The organism is Cellulosimicrobium cellulans (assembly GCF_007679345.1).
In the GTDB taxonomy this organism is placed as follows: domain Bacteria; phylum Actinomycetota; class Actinomycetes; order Actinomycetales; family Cellulomonadaceae; genus Cellulomonas; species Cellulomonas cellulans_A.
The window spans coordinates 438,432-458,829 of the sequence record NZ_VEGH01000002.1 but is presented as its reverse complement, the minus strand read 5'-3'; the positions used below and the strand labels follow the sequence as shown (position 1 = coordinate 458,829).

24 protein-coding genes are annotated in these 20,398 nt (G+C 76.7%); 9 read left to right on the top strand and 15 right to left on the bottom strand.

Features of this window, described 5'->3' with window-relative positions:
• The first annotated feature begins 193 nt into the window (after positions 1 to 193).
• Complete coding sequence (locus FS882_RS04375) at positions 194 to 391, top strand: hypothetical protein (RefSeq protein WP_158371159.1); 198 nt, start codon at positions 194 to 196, stop codon at positions 389 to 391.
• 178 nt (positions 392 to 569) lie between these two features.
• Here FS882_RS04375 and FS882_RS04370 read toward each other — a convergent pair whose 3' ends face one another.
• The 3 genes from FS882_RS04370 to FS882_RS04360 form a co-directional block, all read right to left on the bottom strand.
• Positions 570 to 1,112, bottom strand: coding sequence for a TetR/AcrR family transcriptional regulator (locus FS882_RS04370; RefSeq protein WP_158371156.1), 543 nt, complete (start codon positions 1,110 to 1,112; stop codon positions 570 to 572).
• Positions 1,109 to 1,699, bottom strand: coding sequence for a sugar O-acetyltransferase (locus FS882_RS04365; RefSeq protein WP_158371154.1), 591 nt, complete (start codon positions 1,697 to 1,699; stop codon positions 1,109 to 1,111). Before FS882_RS04365 ends, FS882_RS04370 begins: the two co-directional genes overlap by 4 nt.
• 61 nt (positions 1,700 to 1,760) lie before the next feature.
• Positions 1,761 to 3,245 carry an amidase gene (locus FS882_RS04360; RefSeq protein ID WP_158371152.1) on the bottom strand — a complete coding sequence of 495 codons (1,485 nt, stop codon included), beginning with the start codon at positions 3,243 to 3,245 and terminating at the stop codon, positions 1,761 to 1,763.
• Between the two features lie 97 nt (positions 3,246 to 3,342).
• On the opposite strand from FS882_RS04360, the gene FS882_RS04355 reads away from it, so the two are divergent.
• On the top strand, positions 3,343 to 3,759 hold the full coding sequence (locus FS882_RS04355) for a GNAT family N-acetyltransferase (RefSeq protein ID WP_187365123.1): 417 nt from the start codon (positions 3,343 to 3,345) through the stop codon (positions 3,757 to 3,759).
• A 19-nt stretch (positions 3,760 to 3,778) separates the two neighbouring features.
• Here FS882_RS04355 and FS882_RS04350 read toward each other — a convergent pair whose 3' ends face one another.
• Together FS882_RS04350 and FS882_RS04345 are read right to left on the bottom strand one after the other, a co-directional pair.
• Positions 3,779 to 4,159 carry a DUF2255 family protein gene (locus FS882_RS04350; protein WP_158371147.1) on the bottom strand — a complete coding sequence of 127 codons (381 nt, stop codon included), beginning with the start codon at positions 4,157 to 4,159 and terminating at the stop codon, positions 3,779 to 3,781.
• The gene (locus FS882_RS04345) at positions 4,156 to 4,608 is read right to left on the bottom strand and encodes a cupin domain-containing protein (protein ID WP_410053260.1); all 453 of its coding nucleotides are present in this window, start codon (positions 4,606 to 4,608) and stop codon (positions 4,156 to 4,158) included. Before FS882_RS04345 ends, FS882_RS04350 begins: the two co-directional genes overlap by 4 nt.
• Positions 4,609 to 4,709: 101 nt before the next feature.
• On the opposite strand from FS882_RS04345, the gene FS882_RS04340 reads away from it, so the two are divergent.
• Complete coding sequence (locus FS882_RS04340; RefSeq protein ID WP_158371145.1) at positions 4,710 to 5,621, top strand: helix-turn-helix transcriptional regulator; 912 nt, start codon at positions 4,710 to 4,712, stop codon at positions 5,619 to 5,621.
• Between the two features lie 73 nt (positions 5,622 to 5,694).
• Positions 5,695 to 6,681, top strand: coding sequence for an aldo/keto reductase (locus tag FS882_RS04335; RefSeq protein WP_158371143.1), 987 nt, complete (start codon positions 5,695 to 5,697; stop codon positions 6,679 to 6,681).
• Positions 6,682 to 6,714: 33 nt separating this feature from the next.
• Here FS882_RS04335 and FS882_RS04330 read toward each other — a convergent pair whose 3' ends face one another.
• Positions 6,715 to 7,209 carry a hypothetical protein gene (locus FS882_RS04330; protein WP_158371140.1) on the bottom strand — a complete coding sequence of 165 codons (495 nt, stop codon included), beginning with the start codon at positions 7,207 to 7,209 and terminating at the stop codon, positions 6,715 to 6,717.
• Between the two features lie 238 nt (positions 7,210 to 7,447).
• On the opposite strand from FS882_RS04330, the gene FS882_RS04325 reads away from it, so the two are divergent.
• Genes FS882_RS04325 through FS882_RS04315 form a run of 3 tightly spaced genes read left to right on the top strand, consistent with a single transcriptional unit; the run spans position 7,448 to position 10,604 of the window.
• Positions 7,448 to 8,542 (top strand): acyl-CoA dehydrogenase, encoded by a 1,095-nt coding sequence (locus FS882_RS04325; RefSeq protein ID WP_262348054.1) that lies wholly within the window; start codon positions 7,448 to 7,450, stop codon positions 8,540 to 8,542.
• The gene (locus tag FS882_RS04320; protein ID WP_158371138.1) at positions 8,536 to 9,894 is read left to right on the top strand and encodes a bifunctional PIG-L family deacetylase/class I SAM-dependent methyltransferase; all 1,359 of its coding nucleotides are present in this window, start codon (positions 8,536 to 8,538) and stop codon (positions 9,892 to 9,894) included. Before FS882_RS04325 ends, FS882_RS04320 begins: the two co-directional genes overlap by 7 nt.
• A 35-nt stretch (positions 9,895 to 9,929) precedes the next feature.
• Positions 9,930 to 10,604, top strand: coding sequence for a glycosyltransferase (locus tag FS882_RS04315; RefSeq protein WP_262348053.1), 675 nt, complete (start codon positions 9,930 to 9,932; stop codon positions 10,602 to 10,604).
• Here the strand turns inward: FS882_RS04315 and soxR are convergent.
• From soxR to FS882_RS04300, 3 genes are all read right to left on the bottom strand, one after another.
• Positions 10,577 to 11,083: a redox-sensitive transcriptional activator SoxR gene (gene soxR / locus FS882_RS04310; RefSeq protein WP_158371135.1), complete on the bottom strand. Its 507-nt coding sequence runs from the start codon at positions 11,081 to 11,083 to the stop codon at positions 10,577 to 10,579. The genes FS882_RS04315 and soxR overlap by 28 nt on opposite strands.
• Before the next feature lies 1 nt (position 11,084).
• Complete coding sequence (gene fdxA / locus FS882_RS04305) at positions 11,085 to 11,411, bottom strand: ferredoxin (RefSeq protein ID WP_158371132.1); 327 nt, start codon at positions 11,409 to 11,411, stop codon at positions 11,085 to 11,087.
• 92 nt (positions 11,412 to 11,503) lie between these two features.
• Positions 11,504 to 12,025: a MarR family winged helix-turn-helix transcriptional regulator gene (locus FS882_RS04300; RefSeq protein ID WP_158371129.1), complete on the bottom strand. Its 522-nt coding sequence runs from the start codon at positions 12,023 to 12,025 to the stop codon at positions 11,504 to 11,506.
• Positions 12,026 to 12,064: 39 nt separating this feature from the next.
• On the opposite strand from FS882_RS04300, the gene FS882_RS04295 reads away from it, so the two are divergent.
• Positions 12,065 to 12,961, top strand: coding sequence for a DMT family transporter (locus tag FS882_RS04295; protein ID WP_158371127.1), 897 nt, complete (start codon positions 12,065 to 12,067; stop codon positions 12,959 to 12,961).
• Between the two features lie 54 nt (positions 12,962 to 13,015).
• The gene (locus FS882_RS04290; protein ID WP_158371124.1) at positions 13,016 to 13,663 is read left to right on the top strand and encodes a class I SAM-dependent methyltransferase; all 648 of its coding nucleotides are present in this window, start codon (positions 13,016 to 13,018) and stop codon (positions 13,661 to 13,663) included.
• A 36-nt stretch (positions 13,664 to 13,699) separates the two neighbouring features.
• Here FS882_RS04290 and FS882_RS04285 read toward each other — a convergent pair whose 3' ends face one another.
• From FS882_RS04285 to kdpB, 6 genes are all read right to left on the bottom strand, one after another.
• Complete coding sequence (locus FS882_RS04285) at positions 13,700 to 13,939, bottom strand: MoaD/ThiS family protein (RefSeq protein WP_158371122.1); 240 nt, start codon at positions 13,937 to 13,939, stop codon at positions 13,700 to 13,702.
• Complete coding sequence (locus FS882_RS04280) at positions 13,936 to 14,241, bottom strand: DUF6457 domain-containing protein (RefSeq protein ID WP_158371119.1); 306 nt, start codon at positions 14,239 to 14,241, stop codon at positions 13,936 to 13,938. The genes FS882_RS04285 and FS882_RS04280 overlap by 4 nt, the downstream gene beginning before the upstream one ends.
• A gap of 115 nt (positions 14,242 to 14,356) precedes the next feature.
• Complete coding sequence (locus FS882_RS04275) at positions 14,357 to 15,091, bottom strand: response regulator (protein ID WP_158371117.1); 735 nt, start codon at positions 15,089 to 15,091, stop codon at positions 14,357 to 14,359.
• Positions 15,088 to 17,583 carry a DUF4118 domain-containing protein gene (locus tag FS882_RS04270; RefSeq protein WP_158371115.1) on the bottom strand — a complete coding sequence of 832 codons (2,496 nt, stop codon included), beginning with the start codon at positions 17,581 to 17,583 and terminating at the stop codon, positions 15,088 to 15,090. Before FS882_RS04270 ends, FS882_RS04275 begins: the two co-directional genes overlap by 4 nt.
• Before the next feature lie 3 nt (positions 17,584 to 17,586).
• Positions 17,587 to 18,195, bottom strand: coding sequence for a potassium-transporting ATPase subunit KdpC (kdpC, locus tag FS882_RS04265; protein WP_158371112.1), 609 nt, complete (start codon positions 18,193 to 18,195; stop codon positions 17,587 to 17,589).
• 25 nt (positions 18,196 to 18,220) lie between these two features.
• On the bottom strand, positions 18,221 to 20,398 hold the full coding sequence (kdpB, locus tag FS882_RS04260; RefSeq protein ID WP_158371110.1) for a potassium-transporting ATPase subunit KdpB: 2,178 nt from the start codon (positions 20,396 to 20,398) through the stop codon (positions 18,221 to 18,223).

Here is a 20,398-nt window from a genome sequence, read left to right as displayed (position 1 = left end):
CCCACCGGGCACCGCTACCTCACCCGACCCGGCACCGGCCGCAACCACGACGCCACCACCGACCCCTACGACGCACCCCCACCCTTCTGACGGGCGCTCGGGCCGACCCCTCGGGTCGCCTCGGGTGGCCCTCGCGGGCCGCCCACGGCGCGCGCACGGGGGCGTGTCAGTGGTCGGCCGTACGGTTCGGGACATGAGCAGGCGGGCCATCGACCACGAGCGACTCCGGGAGATCCACGCGCGGTTCTCGGCGACGCCGCCGCCGCGCACGGTCGCGGAGCAGGACGCCTACGACCGGCTCGAGGCCGAGCTCATCGAGGCGATGGGCCTGACCCGGGACGAGTTCGAGCGGATGTCCGCGACGTACGCCCAGCTGCGCCGCGCGAGCTGACCCCGGCGGCGCTGCGCGAGTCGACAGGGCGGCACCGCACCAGCCGACCCGCTCGCACCGCCCGACCTGACCTGGCGGCACCGCCCGACCTGACCCGGCCGCACCGCCCGAGCCGACCCCCGCGGCGGCGGGAGGGCCTCACCGGCGCGCGGCGCGGCGCCGCCCGCGCTCGCAGGCCTCAGCCCGTCCCCGCCACCCGCCGCACCCCGGCCTCGACCGCCGCGTCGTCGCCGGGTCCGGTGTCGAGGGCTCGGTGGATGCCGAGCCCTTCGACCAGCGCGTCCAGCGCCCGTGCCGTCGTCGGGTCGAACCAGCGCTCCAGCGACGCACGGCTCCGGGCCATCCACGCGGTGGTGAGGTCTCGGTACGCCGGGTCCCGGGCCGCCAGCGTGTAGAGCTCGTGGCTGAGCACCAGGTCGCGCGGGTCGCCCATCACCTCGCCGCGGATGTAGGCGACGAGCGCGTCGACCGCGGCCGCGCGGTCGGGCGCGGCGGCCATCAGCGCGTCGAACCGCTCGCCGAACCCCCGGGCGTACCGGTCGAACGCCGCCCGGAGCAGGTCGTCCAACCCGTCGAAGTGGTACGTCATCGACCCGAGCGGCACGTCCGCGGCCGCGGCGACCTTGCGGTGCGAGGTGCCCGCGACGCCCTCGGCGGCGAGCACGTCGAGGCACGCGTCGACGATGCGGTCGCGCCGGCCCGGGTCGTGGCGACGGGTCATCGGTCGATGTTCTCCCGGATGACCCGCGCGGGGTTCCCGACCGCGACGACGTTCGCCGGGATGTCCTTGGTGACGACGGAGCCGGCACCGATGACGGAGTTCTCCCCGATGGTGACGCCCGGGCAGACGATGACGCCGCCGCCGAGCCACACGTTGTCCCCGATGACGATGGGCTTCGCGCCCTCCAGCTTGTCCTTGCGGGGCTGCGGCTCGATCGGGTGGATCGGGGTCAGCAGCTGGACGTTCGGGCCGATCATGCAGTCGTCGCCGATGTGGATGGTCGCGACGTCCAGCGCGGTGAGGTTGAAGTTCACGAACGTGCGGGCGCCGACGTGGATGTTCTTGCCGTAGTCGACGTGCAGCGGCGGGCGGATCCCGGCGCCCTCGCCGAGCGTGCCGAGGAGGTCGGCGAGGATGGCGCGGGCGGCCTCGTCGTCGAGCAGCGCGACGCGACCGTACGCCTCGGCGAGCCGGGCGGACCGGCGGGTGAGGTCCTCGATCTCCTGGTCGGCGATGTACAGATCGCCCGCCAGCATCCGCTCGAGGTTGCTGCGCGGGTCGTCGGCGAAGTAGTCGGTCGTCGTCATGCGGACGATGGTACGCGTCGTTGTGTACGTTCGTACACAACGGTCGGCTGCCCGCGGCGCCTCACCAGACCGGCGGCCGCCGCTCCGGCCAGCGCAGCCGCTCCTCCAGCTGCGCCGCGAGCGCCAGCAGCACGTGCTCGCCGCCCGGTCGCCCGACCAGCTGCACGCCCATCGGCAGGCCGGCCGGCGCGGCGGCGTCCGGCTCGGTCCAGTGGGTCGGCACCGTGATCGCCGGGAGGCCGCACACGTTGAGCATGGACGTGTACGGGGTGTACTCGCACTGCTGCGCGAAGTTCCGCTCCGGGTCCTCGGCGTCGTACCAGCCGACCGGCCGCGGGGTGAGCGCCATCGCCGGCAGCAGCACCGCGTCGTACTTCTCGACCCGGGCGACCATCGTCCGCTCGAAGGCGGCGAGCGCCCCGACCGCCTCGACGAGCTGCCGCGCCGGGACCGCCCGACCGCGCGCGATCAGCCACTGCGTCAGCGGCTCGAGCAGCGCCAGCCGCTCGGGGTCGTCGATCGGGACGGCCGACGCACCCGCCATCCACAGGGTCCGGAACGCCGGCGCGTAGGCGGGGTCGGGCTCCCAGGTGCCGGCATCGCGCACGGCGTGCCCGAGCGCGTCGAGCGTCGCGGCACCGGTGTCGAGCGCGGTGCGTGCCTCCGGCCCGAGCACGATGTCGTAGGCACCCTCCCACGCGCTGAACGTGCTGACCCCGATCCGGAACGCCGACCGCCCGTCCGGCGTGCGGCCCCGCCGGGCGGCGTCGAGGTAGGACCCGCGGGGTCCCGCCGCGGTGCGCAGGGTCCGCGGGTGGTCCACCGTCCCGTCCGCCCGCCGGGGCAGCATGCCCTCCAGCAGCAGCGCGGCGTCCGCGGCGGTGCGCGCGATCGGCCCGTGCACGACCAGGCCGCCGAGCGACTCCACGCCGCCGCCGGCCGGCAGCAGCCCGCGGGTGGTCTTGAGCCCGACGAGACCGCAGGCGGCGGCCGGGATGCGGACCGACCCGCCGCCGTCGGACCCGGGCGCGACCGGCAGCAGCCCGGCGGCGACGGCCACCGCGGCGCCGCCGCTCGACCCGCCCGACCCGCGCCCGAGGTCCCAGGGGTTGCGCGCGGGCGGCCCGACCAGCGTCTCGGTGTACGACGGGAAGCCGAGCTCCGGCGCCGCGGTCTTGCCGAGCGACACGATGCCCGCGGCGTCGAGCACCTGCGTGATGTCGCTGCTGACCTCGGGCACGTACCGGTAGGGGCCGGCGAACGCCCGCGACCCGAACCCGGTCGGCACGCCCGCGCGGTCCGTGAGGTCCTTGTCGGCCGTCGGCAGTCCCCACAGCGGCGCGTCCGGGCCGGGGGCCGTGCCGCGGCCCAGCGCAGCCGCGCGCTCCCGGGCCAGGTCGGGCGTCACCGTGGCGAAGGCGCCGAGCGCGGGGTCGCGGTCGGCGATCCGGCGGAGGTAGTGCTCGGTCAGGTCGGCGGGAGCGAGGTCGCCGGACCGGAGCAGGTCGCGCAGGGCGACGGCCGTCATCTCGTGCAGCGCGGTCACCCGGCCAGCCTAGGCACGGTTCGGGGCGCACCCGCCCCGGTCTCGGCCACCACCTACCCCGCCGACGGGCGCGTCCGCGTGCGGGACCATGGACCGCATGACCGCCGCCGTCGCCCTCGAGGACCGCCTGCCCACGCCCGAGGAGCACCGCCGGCTGGCCGAGGCCGTCGGCTGGGGGCACGCCTTCGACTGGCCGTCCCAGCCCGCGTCGCTCGCCGGGTCGACGCTCGGGGTGGTCGCGGTCGACGACGGGGGGGCGGTCGGGATGGCCCGGGTCGTCGGCGACGGCGTCAAGTACTTCATGGTCCAGGACGTCGTCGTGCTGCCCGCCCGGCAGGGCGGTGGCATCGGCCGGGCGCTGGTCGCGCGGGTCCTCGAGCTGATCGCCGAGCGCGCACCGGCCCCGGCGTTCGTGACGCTGTTCGCCACCGCCGAGGGGAGCGCGCTGTACCGGTCGGCGGGGTTCGAGGTCGGCGACATGACCGGCATGGTCCGCGTGGTCGACCCGCGCTGAGGCGCCGGGCCCCGGGGCCTCAGTCCTCCGCCGGCTCCAGCCGCAGCGTCACGTCCACGACCTGCGGCCCGACCACCGTGCCGACGATGCGGGGCCCGTGCCGGTCGTACTTCGCGTGGTACGCCGCATCCACGGCCTCGTGCGTGCCGGGGTCCGCGGCCGCGAACCGCACCTCCTTGGTCACCCCGCCGGCCTCGACCCGCCCGCGCCCGGACGCCTGCGCCCGGCGGAACCAGCCGTTCCCCGGCCCGTACGCCGAGCGGACGACGAGGTCGCCGCCGACCCGCACGACCCAGATGGTCACGGCCGGCCGCAGGGTGCCGTCCGGGCGGTACGACGCGAGCCGCAGCTCCTCGGCCGCCCCGACCCGGTCGAGCTCGTCGGCGGTCCAGGTGCTCATCGCGCGTCGCCCCCCGCGTACTGCTCCTGCGTGACCGGCTCGGCCCACGTGGTCTCGGAGCCGTCCCGGGCGTCGGTGGTCTCCCACATCGCCAGGTGCTCCATGAAGGCGTCGGGTCCGGCGCCGTGCCAGTGCTCCTCCCCCGGCGGGCACCACACGGTCTGACCCGGACGGGCCTCCAGCACCCGGCCGTCGCGCGTGCCGACGCGGGCGACGCCCTGGGTGACGTGCAGCGACTGGCCCGCGGCGTGGCGGTGCCAGTGGGTGCGGGCGCCCGGGGCGAACCGGACGACGTTGACCCGCAGGCGGGACGGCGCGGGCGGCGCGGCGAGGACGTCGAACCAGACGTCGCCGGTGAACAGGGCGGACGGGCCGGCGGTCGTCGGCTCCTCGGTGCGGATCTCCACGGGTACCTCCTGGGCGTCGTGCGCGGCGGGTCCGTCGCGCACCGTCCCAGCAGACACCCGGCGGCGCCGGTCCGGGAGGTCCCGGCGTGACGGGTACTGGCAGGACCTGCCTCCGCGACCGGGGGCGGACGTACCGTCGAGGCATGGACAACCGCGACGAGGTGCGTGACTTCCTGGCGTCCCGCCGGGCGCGGATCACGCCCGCCCAGGCCGGGCTCACCGCCTACGGGTCGAACCGCCGCGTCGCCGGTCTGCGCCGCGAGGAGGTCGCGATGCTCGCCGGGGTGTCCTCCGACTACTACGTCCGCCTGGAGCGGGGGAACCTCTCGGGCGTCTCGGACTCGGTGCTCGCGGCGATCGGCCGGGCGCTGCAGCTCGACGAGGCCGAGACGCTGCACCTGCACGACCTCGCCCGCGCCGCCGGGCCCCGCACCGCACGCGCCCGCCGCCGACCCACGCCGCCCGTGCCGCCGAGCGTCCAGGTCATGCTCGACGCCATGACCGGCGCGCCGGCCGTCGTCCGGAACGACCGGCTCGACATCCTCGCGACCAACGCGCTCGGCCGGGCGCTGTACGCGCCGCTGCTCAGCGGTCCGTCGCACGTCGAGGGCCGCCCCGCCAACCACGCCCGGTTCGCGTTCCTCGACCCCGCCGCGCACGACTACTGGGTCGACTGGGAGAAGGCCGCCCGGGACACCGTCGGCATCCTGCGCACCGCCGCCGGCCGGGACCCGCACGACAAGGCGGTGCACGACCTGGTCGGGGAGCTGTCCACCCGCAGCGAGGAGTTCCGCGAGCGCTGGGCGCGGCACGACGTGCACCTGCACCGCGGCGGCCTCAAGCACATCCAGCACCCCGTGGCCGGCCGGCTCGACCTGATGTACGACACGCTGCCGATCGCGCAGGCTCCCGGGCTGACGATGCTCGTCTACACGGCGGCCCCCGGGACGGCGTCCGCGGACGCACTCCAGCTGCTGGCCAGCTGGGCGGCGAGCGGCGACGCGCCCGCCGCCACCCCCGCCCCCGGGACGAGCCCCACGACCGCCGTCGGCTGACCGCGGCCGCACCCCACCTCGCGCCCGTCCGACCCGGCCGGGTGCGTCCCGCCGACCCCACGGAGGACCCGCCATGCACACCCGCACGCTCGGACAGGGGCTCGAGGTCTCGGCCGTCGGCCTCGGCGCCATGGGCATGTCCATGTCCTACGGCCCGAACCCCGGCACCCGCGACGACATGATCGCCGTCCTGCGCGGGGCGGTGGACCTCGGCGTCACGTTCGTCGACACCGCCGAGGTCTACGGCCCGTACGTCAACGAGGAGCTGGTCGGCGAGGCGCTCGCGCCGCTGCGCGACCGGGTCGTCCTCGCCACCAAGTTCGGCTGGCAGATCGCCGACGGCCGGATGGTGGGGCTGAACTCGCGGCCCGAGCAGATCCGCGCGGTCGCCGAGGCCTCGCTGCGGCGGCTCGGCGTCGAGACGATCGACCTCTTCTACCAGCACCGGGTCGACCCGGACGTGCCGATCGAGGACGTCGCCGGGACGGTCGGCGAGCTCGTCGCCGAGGGCAAGGTCCGCCACCTCGGGCTGTCCGAGGCCGGCGCCGTCACGATCCGGCGCGCGCACGCCGTGCACCCGGTGACGGCCGTGCAGTCGGAGTACTCGCTGTGGACGCGGGACCCCGAGCCGGAGGTGCTGCCGACCTGCGCGGAGCTCGGGATCGGCTTCGTGCCGTTCAGCCCGCTCGGCAAGGGGTTCCTCACGGGCACGGTCGACGCGACCACCACCTTCGCCGAGGGCGACATCCGGCACCGGGTGCCGCGGTTCACCGCGGAGAACCGGGACGCGAACGCCGCCCTCGTGGCGCGGGTGCGCACGCTGGCCGAGGCCCGCGGGGCGACGCCCGGGCAGGTCGCGCTCGCGTGGCTGCTCGCCCGGCAGCCGTGGATCGTGCCGATCCCGGGCACCCGGCGGCTGTCGCGGGTCCAGGAGAACGCGGACGCGACGACCGTGGCCCTCTCGGCGGACGAGCGAGCCGAGCTGGACGCGCTCGCGTCGACCCTGGGCGTCCGGGGGAACCGCTACGACGACGCGGGGATGTCGCTGGTCGGCCGCTGACCGGCCCGCCGGACCGGTGACCGGCGCGGCGCGTCAGGCGTGCGGGAGCGGGCGGGGCGGGGTGCCCGTGTCGTCGGGGAGGAGCGACAGGGCGGTGCCCAGAACGCCCCAGACCACCGCCGGGCGGGTGTGGGCGAACCGCACGCCCGCGGCCCGGCGGCGCTCCCCGCGCCGGAACACCGCCCGCTCGATCGCGACGACCGACCCGACGGAGACGGCGAGCGCGGCGGCGCCCGCCGCGCACACCGAGGCGCGGCGGCGCGGCGTCATCGACCCCCACAGCTCGCCCCAGTCGACCTGCTCCTCCTCCGGGTCCTGCGCCGCGGCGGCGCGGCGGGCACGGGACTCCTCGAGCCCGCGGCGCAGGTCGGGCACCGAGGCCGCCAGGACGACGCCGGTCAGCGCGACCTTCGCCCAGCCGCGCGCGGCACGGGACCGGATGAGGTCCGGGGTGGCGTAGTAGGCGGTCGAGGCCAGTCCGGTCACCGCGGCGTTCAGCACGCGGGAGGCCGGCGGGGTGGACGGCATGTCGGGTCCTCCGGGGGTCGGCGGGTGGTCCGGCCACGCTAACCAGCGGGCCGCGCCGCCCGCATCCGCCCTGGGGCGGAGCGACCGGGTCCCTCCGGCCGACCCGGGCCCGGAGCCCGGACGGGCGATCCCGCTGGTCAGCGCTTCCCCCGCTGGCGGGCGGCCCCCTCCCGGGCGATGATCGCGACCGGATCCGCACCCCCGGCGGGCCGCCGACCGACCAGCTGCGAGGAGACCCATGCCCGACGGCACCCGCCCCGTCCGCCTCCAGGACGGCAGCCCGCCGCCGGACCTGCTCCTCGCCCCGCTGCCGGCGACGGTCCCCGACGCGCTGCGCGCGGTCACCACCTGGCCGGGCGGGCTGCGCCCCGGCGCGGGTGCGACCGCGGCCCTCTGGGAGGTGCTCGCCACGCTCGCGGCGCACGACCTCGCCGTCGCGCGGGCCGTGGAGCCGCACCTCGACGCCCGGGCGGTCCTCGACCAGGCCGCGAGCACGGTCCCCGGTGACCGCGCGGCGTCCACCTGGGGCGTCTACGCCGCCGAGGGCCCCGGTGCGGCGCTCACCGCGAGCCCGGTCGCGACCGCCGGCGACCCCGGCGCCACCGGCGAGGCCTGGCTCCTGGACGGTACGAAGCCGTGGTGCTCGCTGGCCCGGCACCTGGACGCGGCGCTCGTCACCGCGCGCCTGGCGGGCGACGACGGCCGCCGCGGCCTGTTCGCCGTCGACCTGCGCGCCGCCGAGGTGCAGCCGGTCGACGCCCCGTGGCCGTCCCGAGGCCTCGCGGAGATCCCGAGCACGCCGGTCCGGTTCGACCGGGCGCGGGCGACCCTGGTCGCCGAGGGGTCCTGGTACCTGGACCGGCCCGGCTTCTGGTGGGGCGCGATCGGCGTCGCGGCGTGCTGGTTCGGGGGCGCGGTCGGCGTCGCCCGCCGCCTGCACGCGCACGCCGCCGCGCGGCCCGACGACCGGCTGCTCGCCATGCACCTGGGCGCGGTCGACGAGCGGCTGTCCGCCGCCCGCGTCCTGCTGGCCGACGCGGCGGCGCGGGTCGACGCGTCGGGCGCGGCCACCCGCGGCGGACGGGACCCCGAGCCGGAGGACGCGCGCGCCGCGGGCCGGGTGCTCGCCAAGCGGGTGCGCGCGACCGTGGCCCGCACCTGCGAGGACGTGCTGCGGCTCTCCGGCCACGCGCTCGGCCCCGGGCCGCTGACCCAGGAGGACGAGCACGCCAAGCGCGTCGCGGACCTGGAGGTCTACGTGCGGCAGCAGCACGCGGAGCGCGATGACGCCTCCCTGGGCGGCCTGCTCGCGTCGGGGCCGGCGCCGTGGTGATCTTCGACGGCCGGGCGGGCGGCACGCCGGCCGGCATCTGGGAGGCCGCGGCGCGGTTCGCCGCGCTGCCCGGGCTGGCGCTGCCCGTCGGCCGCACGGTCGTCGTCGCCGCGCACCCGGACGACGAGACGCTCGGCGCCGGCGGCCTGCTGCACCGGCTCGCCGAGGCCGGGCGTCCGGCGGACGTGGTGGTCGTGACCGACGGCGCAGGGTCGCACGCGGGCTCCGCCACCCTGGCGCCGGAGGACCTGGTGCCGATGCGCGCCCGCGAGCTGGCGGCGGGGGTCGCCGTGCTGTCGCCGGGCTCCACCGTCACGGCGCTGGGCTTCCCGGACGGCGGGACCCGGGAGCACCGCGAGGCGGTCACGGCGGCCCTGCGCGCGGCGGTCGGCGACGAGCCGCTCGCGGTCCTGGTCGCGCCGTGGCGCGGCGACGGGCACCGGGACCACCGCGTCGTCGGCGAGGTGTGCGCGGAGCTCGCCGCCGCCACGGGCGCCCGGCTGCTGGAGTACCCGGTGTGGCTGTGGCACTGGGCGACCCCGGAGCACGCGGACGTGCCGTGGGACCGCCTCCGGGCGCTGCCGCTCGACGACCGCGACCTCACCGCCAAGCGCCGGGCGCTCGCGCAGCACGTCACGCAGACCCAGCCCTGGTCGGCGGCGCCCGAGGACGCCGCGCCCCTGCACCCGGAGTTCCTGCGGAACTTCGACCGGGACGTCGAGCCGTTCGTCGTCGGCGACGACCTCCCGGCCTCCGTCCCGCCGGAGTACTTCACCGCGAAGTACGCGCGGCGCGACGACCCCTGGCACCTGGCGTCGCGGTGGTACGAGGAGCGCAAGCGCGCACTCACCCTCGCGTCGCTGCCCGCCCGCCGGTACGGCTCGGTGCTGGAGGTCGGCTGCTCCGTCGGCACGCTGACGGCGGAGCTCGCCGGGCGCAGCGAGCGGCTGCTGGCCACCGACGTCGTGCCCGCCGCGGTCGAGTCCGCCCGCGAGCGCGTCGCCGGGCACCCGCACGTCACGGTCCGCCGGCACGACGTCCGGTCTGGGGTCCCCGCGGGCCCCTACGACCTGGTGGTGCTGTCGGAGGTGGCGTACTACCTGACCCGGCCGGAGCTGCTGGACCTCGTGGAGCGGCTGCGCCCGGAGCTGGCCCCCGGCGCGACCGTGCTCGGCTGCCACTGGCGGCACCCGGTCGCGGAGCACGCGCAGACCGGCGACGACGTGCAGGCCGTCCTCGACCGCGCGCTCGGCCTGGCCCGGGTGGCGTCCTACCGGGACGCCGACGTGGCGCTGGACGTGTGGAGCGCCGACCCGGCGTCGGTGGCGGAGCGCGAGGGCCTGCTCCGGTGAACCCGCGGCCGGCCCGTGCCACCCCGCGGCCCCCTGTGGCCCGGGTGCTCGTCGTCGTCCCGGTGCACGACGAGGAGGAGCTGCTGGCCGCGTGCCTGGCGTCCGTCGGCGCGGCGGCGGACGGGGCGGGGGTGCCGGTCGACGTCGTGGTCGTCCTCGACGACTGCCGCGACGGGTCCGCCGCGCTGGCCCGGGCGGCGGGCGTCCGGACGGTCACCGTGCGGGCCGGCGCGGTCGGCGCCGCGCGGGCCGCCGGGATCGCCGCGGGACTCGACCGGTGCGCCGGCGACCCGGGCGCCGTCTGGATCGCGTGCACCGACGCGGACACCGTCGTCCCGCCCCACTGGCTCCGGACGCACCGGGCGCTCGCGGACGCCGGTGCGGACGTCGTGGTCGGGACCGTCCGCCCCGACCCGCGCGACCTCACCCCGCGGCAGCTCGCCGCCTGGCGCGCGACCCGCGTCGCCGGCCGCCCCAACGGGCACGTGCACGGCGCCAACCTCGGGGTCCGTGCCGACGCCTACCTGCGCGCGGGCGGGTTCGGCCCGCTGGTGGAGCACGAGGACGTCGACCTCGTCGCGCGGCTGCGCGCCGACCGCGGCACGGTGGTGCGGGCGGCCGACGAGGTGGACGTGGTCACGTCCGGCCGGACCGTCGGCCGCACGCCCGGCGGGTACGCCGGCTACCTGCGCGAGGCGTTCCCGGCCTGACCGTCGCCGCGTGCGGCGTCCCCCGCCACCTCCGCGTCGAACCGCACCGGCCCTGCCCCGTGCTCGCCCAACACGTCGTCCGGGTTGAGCAGCGCGCACGCCTTCAGCGACAGGCAGCCGCAGCCGATGCACCCCGCCAGGTCCCGCTCCAGGCGCTCGATCGTGCGGCGGCGCTCCTCGAGCCGCTCCTTCCACGCCCGCGACAGCCGCCGCCACTCGCCGGCCGTGGGCGCTCGGGAGTGCGGCACCGTCGCGAACACCTCGGTGAGCTCCGCCAGCGGGACGCCGAGCCGCTTGGCGACGACGATCAGCGAGATCCGGCGCAGCATGTGCCGGGCGTACCGGCGCTGGTTCCCGGCCGTGCGCGTCGACACGATCAGGCCGCGGCGCTCGTAGAAGTGCAGCGCCGACACCGGCACGCCGGTGCGCCGGCTCACCTCGCCGACGGACAGGGTGTCGTCCGGCTCGGGACGCGCCACCTCAGTCCTCGCGCACCTGGAGCGGCAGCGTGGCGATCAGCGGGTGGTCGACGTCCTGCGCCCCGGTGCGGGCGGCGCCGCCGGGCGACCCGAGGGTGTCGAAGAACTCGACGTTCGCCTGGTAGTACGCGCTCCACTGCTCGGGGACGTCGTCCTCGTAGTAGATGGCCTCGACGGGGCAGACCGGCTCGCAGGCGCCGCAGTCCACGCACTCGTCGGGGTGGATGTACAGCGACCGCTTGCCCTCGTAGATGCAGTCGACCGGGCACTCCTCGATGCACGCCTTGTCCTTGACGTCCACGCAGGGCTGGGCGATCACGTACGTCACGAGGCCTCCGTCCTGGCCCGCTGCCCCGGCGGCCGAGCCACCCCGACGCTACGACCTCGACCGTGGTTGAGATCAAGGCGCGGTGGCCGAGGTCACACCCCGGTGCGGCCGGGGCCGCCTCCGCCGTCCAGCGCCGCGAGCCACCGGCGCAGCAGCCCCTCCAGCGCGGCGGCGTCCTCCTCCGGGCCGAGCAGGTCGAGCAGCCGCCGCTCGTTGGCCATGTGCGCCGTGAACGCCGCGTCGACGACCTCGCGCCCGCGGGGCGTCAGCGCGACCACCCGCCCGCGCCCGTCCTCGGCGCTCGGCCGCCGGGTGACCAGGCCGGCGCGCTCCAGCCGGTCGACCCGCTTGGTCATCGCCCCGGTCGTCACCATCGTGTGGGCGGCGAGGTCCCCCGGCGCGCGCTCGTACGGCGCCCCGGCGCGGCGCAGCGCGGCGAGCACGTCGAACTCCCCCTCGCCGAGCTCGTGCTCGCGGTAGACCGCGGTGATCTCGCCGGTCAGGGCGAGGGCGAGCCGGTGCAGCCGCCCGATCACTCCCTGCGGGCGCACGTCGACGTCGGGGCGCTCGCGAGCCCACTCCTGCTGGATGCGGTCGACGTGGTCCGGTCCCATGCCGCCATCGTATCTTCCACGGAAGGTATAGTCGCTTCCGTGGAAGACAACCGCCGCTGGCTCCCGGTCGCCGCGATCGCGCCGGTCCTCTGGGGCAGCACGTACTACGTCACGCGGCACACCCTCCCCGCCGACAGCCCGCTGTGGGGCGGTGTGCTCCGCGCCCTCCCCGCCGGGATCGTGCTGCTGGTCCTGGCGCGCCGGCTCCCCCGCGGGTCGTGGTGGTGGCGGTCGCTCGTGCTCGGGACGCTGACCGTCGGGGCGTTCTTCGCGCTGGTCTACGTCGCCGCGCAGGCGCTGCCGAGCAGCATCGCGTCGACCGTCATGGCCGTCGGGCCGGTCGTCATGATGCTCGCCGCCTGGGTGCTGCTGGGCCGGCGGCCGCTGCTGCGGGCCGTCGTCGGCGGCGTGCTCGGCGTCGTCGGCGTCGCGGTGATGCTGCTGGGCGGCGGCGACGGAGCCGGGCTGGACCCCCGCGGGATCGTCGCCTCGGTCGCGGCGATGCTGATGTCGTCGGTCGGCTACGTCCTGGCGAACCGCTGGCAGGGCGAGGTCGAGGTGCTGCCGCTCACCGCCTGGCAGCTCGTCGCCGGGGCCCTCGTGCTCCTCCCGGTCGCGGTGGCGGTCGAGGGGGCGCCGCCGGCCCTCGACGGCACGGCCGTGCTCGGGTTCGCGTACGTCTCGCTGGTCGCGACGGCGGTGGCGAACGTGGCCTGGTTCGCGGCGCTGCGGCACCTCGGGCCGTCGACGGTCGGGCTGGTCGGGCTGCTCAACCCGGTGACGGGCGTGCTGCTGGGGACGGTGCTCGCGGCGGAGGTGCTGACGTGGCGGCAGGTGCTGGGGATCGCGGTCGTCCTGGCGGCGATGGCGCTGGGGGCGACCCGGTCGCGGCGCCGGGAGCCCGCCGTGGCGGGGGCCGTCCGCTCTCCCCGGTGACCCGGCGGATCCCGTCGACCGGGCCCGTGGGTGGCGGCCGATAGCGTCCCCCGCGTGGACACCGAGGACTGGGTCGAGCGCAGCCGCACCTCCTACGACGCCGTCGCCGACGCCTACGTCGAGCTGGTGACCCGCGGCTACCCCGAGCGCGACCCCCAGGACCGCGCGCTGCTCGACCTCGCGGGCGAGCTGGCCTCGGCGGTCGGCGGCGGCCCGGTCGCGGACCTCGGGTGCGGCCCGGGCCACGTCACCGGCCACCTGCACGCGCGCGGCGTCCCGGTGGTCGGCGTCGACGTCTCGCCCCGGATGGTCGAGATCGCCCGGGCGGCCCACCCGGGCGTGCGGTTCGACGTCGGCGACATGACCCGGATCGACCTCGAGGACGGGTCGTTGAGCGGCGCGCTGCTCTGGTACTCGCTCATCCACGTGCCGGACGCCGCCGCCCCCGGGGTGATCGCGCGGGTCGCACGGGCGCTGCGTCCCGGCGGCGTCCTGCTGCTCGGCTTCCAGGTCGGGGACGAGGTCCGCGCCCCGTCGCACGCGTACGGCGGCATCCCCGTCGTCCTGCGGTCCCAGCGCCGTCCCGTCGACCGGGTCGCCGGGTGGGTCCGGGCGGCCGGGCTCACCGTCGAGCTGCAGGCGGTGCGCGACCCGGACGGCGACCCGCCGGAGGGGCGCGTGCTCGCCCGCCGGCCGGGGTGACCCCGCACCGCGGGGCCGGCCGGCCGGCGCCGCGGGTCAGCCGCCCGCGAACGGGGGCAGCACGTCCACGAGGCCGCCGGGCCGCAGCGGCGCCCGCGGGTCGTCGAGGCGCTCGCCCTCGTGCAGCAGCGCGCACCGCTCGAGCACCCGGCGCAGGCCGTCCCCGTGCCGCTCGACGAGCGCCGCGCGCAGCTCGGCCGCCGTCAGCGCCGGGACCTCCTCGGTCCCCGTGCCCGCGGCCTCGGCGGCGGCCGCGAAGTAGCGCACCGTGATCACGGGGCCTCCTCCGGCGGCGCGGCGGGTGCCGTGCCGCCCCACCGCGCGGCGTCCGCCGTCACCTGCGCGACGACGCGGTCGAGCGCCGCGCGGTCGCCGGTCCCCCCGCCGACCGCGCAGCCGACCAGGAACGCCGTCAGCGGCACCGCCGGCCGTGAGACGCCGTGCGAGACGTCGCGCGCGAGGCCGAGCAGCACCCCGACGTCCGCCACCGCCGGGTCCACGCTCAGGGCCGCCGCCTGGGCCGCGACCCAGCGGTGCAGGTCGTCACCGGCCGGCTGGTGCTGCGGGGTGCTGCTCACGCTCGTCCCTCCGAACGGCTCGGGTGCTCCCTGCCCGGCGGACGGACCGAGCACGCGCGCGCCGGGGTCCGTGCCAGCCTCTCACGCGACCGCGCCCCCGTCACCGGCATCCTGGTCACCCCCGCCGGGCCGCCCCGGTCGGGCCGGGCGGCTCTCCCGGCTCCGCCGCCCCCTCCGGCGAGAACCGGTAGCCCATCCCCTGCTCGGTCAGCAGGTACCGCGGCGCGCCGGGCTCCGCCTCCAGCTTCTTGCGGAGCTGCGACAGGTAGAGCCGCAGGTAGCCGGACGACGTGACGTGGTGGGTGCCCCAGATCTCCGACAGGATCGTCCGCCGGGTCACCAGCCGGCCGGGGTTCCGGACGAGGATCTCCAGCACCTGCCACTCGGTCGGCGTGAGGTGCACCGGGCCCACGCCGTCGCGGGTCACGACCTTGGCCGCCAGGTCCACCCGCACCCCGCCGAACGTGACGACGGGTGCCTCGTCGTCGGGCGCGCCGGAGCGCCGCCCGAGCGCGCGCAGCCGCGCGAGCAGCTCGTCCAGGTGGAACGGCTTGGTCACGTAGTCGTCCGCGCCCGCGTCGAGGGCCTCCACCTTGTCGTCCGACCCCGTGCGGCCGGAGACGACGAGGATCGGCGCCTGCGTCCACCCGCGCAGCGCCTGGATCAGTGCGATGCCGTCGAGCCGGGGCATGCCGAGGTCGACGAGGTACAGGTCGGGGCGGTGCGCGGCGGCGCGCTCGATCGCCTCCGTGCCGTCGGAGGCGGTGAGCACCTCGTACCCGCGGGCGCGCAGCGTGATCCGCAGCGCGCGCAGGATCTGCGGGTCGTCGTCGGCCACCAGGATCCTCACGGCCGGACCTCCGCGGGGTCGAGGGCGGTCGGCAGCCCGACGACCATCGTGAGGCCGCCACCGGGGGTGTCCTCGGGGGTCAGCGTGCCCCCCATCCCCTCCGCGAAGCCCCGGGACAGGGCGAGCCCGAGCCCGAGGCCGGCGGTGTTGTCGGTGTCGCCGAGCCGCTGGAACGGCACGAACAGGTCCGCGCGCCGCTCGGCCGCCACGCCCGGCCCGTGGTCGACGACCCGGATCTCCACCCGGTCCGCGAACGCGCTCGTCGTCAGGCGCGGGCGGCACCCCGGCGGGCTGAACTGCACGGCGTTGGCCAGCACGTTGACCACCACCCGGCGCAGCAGGGCGGGGTCGGCCTGCACCCGCGGCAGGTCGGGGTCCAGGTCCAGCTCCACGTCGTCCGGGCCGAGGTGCAGCTCGTCCAGCGCGGGCAGGATCACGTCGTCCACGTCGGTGCTGGTGCAGGAGACGCCGAGCACGCCGGCCTGCACCCGGCTGACGTCCAGCAGGTCCGTCACCAGCACGGTCAGGGTGTCGAGGCTCTCCTCGGCCGTGGCGAGCAGCTCGGCGCGGTCGGTGGGCGACCAGACGACGTCGTCGGCGCGCAGGCTGCTCACGGCGGTCGCGGCGGCGGTGAGCGGGCGGCGCAGGTCGTGGCTCACCGCGGAGAGCAGGGCGCTGCGCACCTGGTCGGTCTCGAGGAGCGGGGCGATCTCGCGTGCCGTCGCGGTGAGCCGCTCGTGCTCGAGGGCTGCCGCGGCCTGGGTGACGACGACCGGGAGCAGCCGGCTCGCCGAGCGGTCCAGGGGCGGGCCCGCCAGCTCGAGGGTCGCGTCCGCGGTCACCGGGACCACCACCGGCGCGGACCCCGCCGCCGCGTCGCCCTTCTCCACCCGGAGGGCACCCGCCACCCGCAACCGCACGGCGTCCAGGCCGAACGCCTCCCGGGTGCGGGCCAGGAGCGCGCCGAGGGCGTCCTCGCCCCGCAGCACGCCGCCGGCGATACCGATCAGCATCTCCGACTCCGCGGCCGCCCGCTGCGCGACCCGGCTGCGCCGCGCGGCCTGGTCGACGACGAGGCTGACCAGCGCCCCGTTGGCCACGTACAGCGCGAGGGCGAGCGCGTGCACCGGCTCGCTCACCGTGATGGTGTGCACCGGCGCGACGAACACGTAGTTGAGGGTGAGCCCGGACATCAGAGCGGTGAACAGCGCGGGCCACAGGCCGCCGACCAGCGCGATCACGACGACCAGCAGCTGGTAGGCCAGCACGTCGCCGGCGAGCGACTGCTCGTTGCGGGCGACGACCAGCAGCCAGGTGAGCAGCGGGCCGAGCACCAGGGCGAGCAGGAAGCCCAGCACCCGGCGGCGCACGGTCAGCGCCCCGGTGAGCCGCGGCAGCGCGAGCCGGGTGCCGGCGGCGGCGTGGTTGACGATGTGCACGTCGATGGCACCGGCCTGCCGGATGACCGTCGCGCCGATGCCCGGGCCGGTGAGCGCGGCCTTCAGCCAGCTCCGCCGGCTCAGCCCGATGACCAGCTGCGTCGCGTCCTGCCCGCGCGCGAACCCCACGAGGGCGTCGGGCACGTCCTCCCCCACCACCTGGTGGAAGCTGCCCCCGAGCTGCTCCGCGAGCGCCGCCTGCGCCGCCAGCGCGCCGGGGCTCGCGTCCCGGAGCCCGGTCTGGGCGGAGACGTGCACCGCGAGCAGCTCCCCGCCGGCCGACCGCGCGGCGATCCGCGCGCCGCGACGCAGCAGCGTCTCGCCCTCCGGTCCCCCGGTCAGCGCGACCACCACCCGCTCCCGGGCCTCCCACGGGGCCTCGATCGCGTGCTCGGCACGGTACGAGCGCAGCGCCGAGTCCACCTCGTCCGCCAGCCAGAGCAGCGCCAGCTCCCGCAGGGCGGTCAGGTTCCCCAGCCGGAAGTAGTTCGACAGCGCCGCGTCCACCCGCTCCGCCGGGTACACGTTGCCCTCCGCCAGCCGGTCGCGCAGCGACTGCGGCGCCAGGTCCACCAGCTCGACGTCGTCCGCGGCGCGCAGCACCGCGTCGGGCACCGTCTCGCGCTGCGGCACCCCCGTGATCGTGCGCACCACGTCGTTCAGCGACGCGATGTGCTGGATGTTCACCGTGGTGACCACGTGGATCCCCGCGTCCAGCAGCTCCGCCACGTCCTGCCAGCGCTTCTCGTTCCGCGACCCCGGGGCGTTCGTGTGCGCGAGCTCGTCCACCAGCGCCACCACCGGGCGCCGGGCGAGGACCGCGTCCAGGTCCATCTCCGCCAGCCGCACCCCGCGGTGCTCGACCTCGGCGCGCGGCACGACCTCCATGCCGTCGAGCAGCGCGGCCGTGGCGGCGCGGCCGTGGGTCTCCACGACCGCGACCACCACGTCCTTGCCGTCGCGGTGCATGTCCCGCCCCGCCTCGAGCATCGCGAAGGTCTTGCCGACCCCCGGCGCCGCGCCGAGCAGGACCCGCAGCCGCCCCCTCGGCACGCCTCAGCCCGCCAGCCGGTCGAGCGCGAGGTTGAGCTCGAGCACGTTCACGCCGGCCTGGCCCAGGAAGCCCAGGTCCGGCCCGGTGGTGGCCGCCGCCACCAGCCCGCGGACCTCGTCCTCGGACAGGCCGCGCTCGGCGGCGACCCGCGGGACCTGCAGGTCGGCGTACTCCGGGCTGATCTGCGGGTCGAGGCCCGAGGCCGAGGCGGTCAGGGCGTCGGCGGGCACCGCGGCGGGGTCGACGTCCTCCAGGTCCGCGACGGCGGCGCGGCGGTCCTCGATCGCCGCGACCAGGTCCGGGTTCTCCGGCCCCAGGTTCGACCCGGACGACGCGGCCCCGTCGTACCCGTCGCCGGCCGCGGACGGCCGGGACTGGAAGTACTGGGGCAGCGGCGCGCCGTCGGCGTCGGTGAACGACTGGCCGATCAGCGACGACCCGACGACGGCGCCGTCCGCCCCGGTCACCAGGGACCCGTCGGCCCGCGCCGGCAGCAGCCGGCCCAGCCCGGTGACGAGCAGCGGGTACGCGACCCCGAGGATGACGGTCAGGACCAGCATCGCCCGCAGGGAGACGACGAGGTGCGACCAGGTGGTGCGAGGGGAGCTCACGGCTCTCTCCTTCAGTCCGAGGGGGTCAGAAGCCGGGCAGCAGGCTGACGACCAGGTCGATCAGCTTGATGCCGAGGAAGGGCGCGACGACGCCGCCGAGGCCGTAGACCAGGAGGTTGCGGCCGAGGATCGACGACGCGGCCGCGGCGCGGTACCGCACCCCGCGCAGGGACAGCGGGATCAGCGCGACGATGACCAGCGCGTTGAACACGATCGCGGAGAGGATCGCGGACGCCGGCGACGACAGCTGCATGATGTTGAGCGCCGCCAGCCCGGGGAACACCCCTGCGAACAGCGCGGGGATGATCGCGAAGTACTTCGCCACGTCGTTCGCGATGGAGAACGTCGTCAGCGCCCCGCGGGTGATGAGCAGCTGCTTGCCGATCCGGACGACGTCGATCAGCTTGGTCGGGTCCGAGTCGAGGTCGACCATGTTCCCGGCCTCCTTGGCGGCCGAGGTGCCGGTGTTCATCGCCACGCCGACGTCGGCCTGCGCGAGCGCGGGGGCGTCGTTGGTGCCGTCGCCGGTCATCGCGACCAGGTTGCCGCCCTCCTGCTCCCGCTTGATCAGCGCGAGCTTGTCCTCCGGGGTGGCCTCCGCGAGGAAGTCATCGACCCCGGCCTCGGCGGCGATCGCCTTCGCGGTCAGCGGGTTGTCGCCGGTGATCATCACGGTGCGGATGCCCATGGCGCGCAGCTCGGCGAACCGCTCGGCCAGGCCGTCCTTGACGACGTCCTTGAGGTGCACGACGCCGAGGACCCGGCCGCGGCCGGACCAGTCCTTCGCCGCGACGACCAGCGGGGTGCCGCCCTCGGACGAGATGCGCTCCACGTGGCCGTCGAGCTCGCGGCGCACGGCGGCGGGCAGGGTGCCCTCCTCCTCGAGCCACGCGACGACGGCGCTGCCGGCGCCCTTGCGGATCCGGGTGACGTCCGGCAGGTCGACGCCGCTCATCCGGGTCTGCGCGGTGAACGGCACGACCTCCGTGCCGGCGGCGATCGTGGCGGCGTCGCCCGCCACGCCCTGCCCGGCGGCGAGGTCGACGATCGACCTCCCCTCCGGCGTCGGGTCGGCGGCGGAGGCCTGGGCGGCGGACCGCACCAGGTCGTGCGCGTCGACACCGGTCAGCGGCAGGAAGGCGACGGCCCGGCGGTTGCCGTAGGTGATGGTGCCGGTCTTGTCGAGCAGCAGGGTCGTGACGTCGCCCGCCGCCTCGACGGCGCGGCCGGACATCGCCAGCACGTTGCGCTGCACCAGCCGGTCCATCCCGGCGATGCCGATCGCGGACAGCAGGGCCCCGATCGTCGTCGGGATCAGGCACACCAGCAGGGCGGTCAGCACCGGCACGCTCACCGACGCCCCGGAGTACCCGGCGATCGGGTTCAGGGTCAGCGCGACGACCACGAACACGATCGACAGCGACGCCAGCAGGATGTTCAGCGCGATCTCGTTCGGCGTCTTCTGCCGGGCCGCGCCCTCGACCAGCGCGATCATCCGGTCGACGAACGTCTCGCCGGGCTTGGACGTGATCCGCACGACGATCCGGTCGGACAGCACGCGGGTGCCGCCGGTGACGGCCGACCGGTCGCCGCCGGACTCCCGGACCACGGGGGCGGACTCGCCGGTGATGGCGGACTCGTCGACCGAGGCGATGCCCCAGACGATGTCGCCGTCGCCCGGGATCAGCTCCCCGGCGGTCACCACCACCACGTCGCCGAGCGCCAGGTCCGGCGAGGCGACCGGCCGGGTGCGGGCGCGCTCGGCGCCCGGGTCGCGCACCGGGTCGTAGCCGTCGACCACCGCGGCCGTGGTGCTCGACCGGGTCTGCCGGAGGCTGTCCGCCTGGGCCTTCCCGCGGCCCTCGGCGACGGCCTCGGCGAAGTTCGCGAACAGCACCGTGAGCCAGAGCCACACGGCGATGCCGGCGGTGAACGTGGCCGGGGTGTCGGTCCCGCCGGACTGCTCCGGGCCTCCGGTGAACGGCTCGACGACCGCCAGGACCGTGGTGAGCGCCGCGCCGACCTCGACGACGAACATCACCGGGTTGTGCCACATCAGGCGGGGGTCGAGCTTGCGGAACGTGTCCGGCAGCGCCTCCCGGGCCTGGGCGGAGCTCAGCCCGCGGGGGCGGCGCGGGGCGGGCGCGGCCGGGTCGGCCGGGCCCGTCGTCGGGGCAGCGTCGTGCTGCAGGGCAGTGCTCAT

Coding starts and splice junctions, on each gene's coding strand:
- FS882_RS04375 (WP_158371159.1), top strand. CDS start 194: ATGAGCAGGCGGGCCATCGACCACGAGCGACTCCGGGAGATCCACGCG.
- FS882_RS04370 (WP_158371156.1), bottom strand. CDS start 1,112: ATGACCCGTCGCCACGACCCGGGCCGGCGCGACCGCATCGTCGACGCG.
- FS882_RS04365 (WP_158371154.1), bottom strand. CDS start 1,699: ATGACGACGACCGACTACTTCGCCGACGACCCGCGCAGCAACCTCGAG.
- FS882_RS04355 (WP_187365123.1), top strand. CDS start 3,343: ATGACCGCCGCCGTCGCCCTCGAGGACCGCCTGCCCACGCCCGAGGAG.
- FS882_RS04350 (WP_158371147.1), bottom strand. CDS start 4,159: ATGAGCACCTGGACCGCCGACGAGCTCGACCGGGTCGGGGCGGCCGAG.
- FS882_RS04340 (WP_158371145.1), top strand. CDS start 4,710: ATGGACAACCGCGACGAGGTGCGTGACTTCCTGGCGTCCCGCCGGGCG.
- FS882_RS04335 (WP_158371143.1), top strand. CDS start 5,695: ATGCACACCCGCACGCTCGGACAGGGGCTCGAGGTCTCGGCCGTCGGC.
- FS882_RS04330 (WP_158371140.1), bottom strand. CDS start 7,209: ATGCCGTCCACCCCGCCGGCCTCCCGCGTGCTGAACGCCGCGGTGACC.
- FS882_RS04325 (WP_262348054.1), top strand. CDS start 7,448: ATGCCCGACGGCACCCGCCCCGTCCGCCTCCAGGACGGCAGCCCGCCG.
- FS882_RS04300 (WP_158371129.1), bottom strand. CDS start 12,025: ATGGGACCGGACCACGTCGACCGCATCCAGCAGGAGTGGGCTCGCGAG.
- kdpB (WP_158371110.1), bottom strand. CDS start 20,398: ATGAGCACTGCCCTGCAGCACGACGCTGCCCCGACGACGGGCCCGGCC.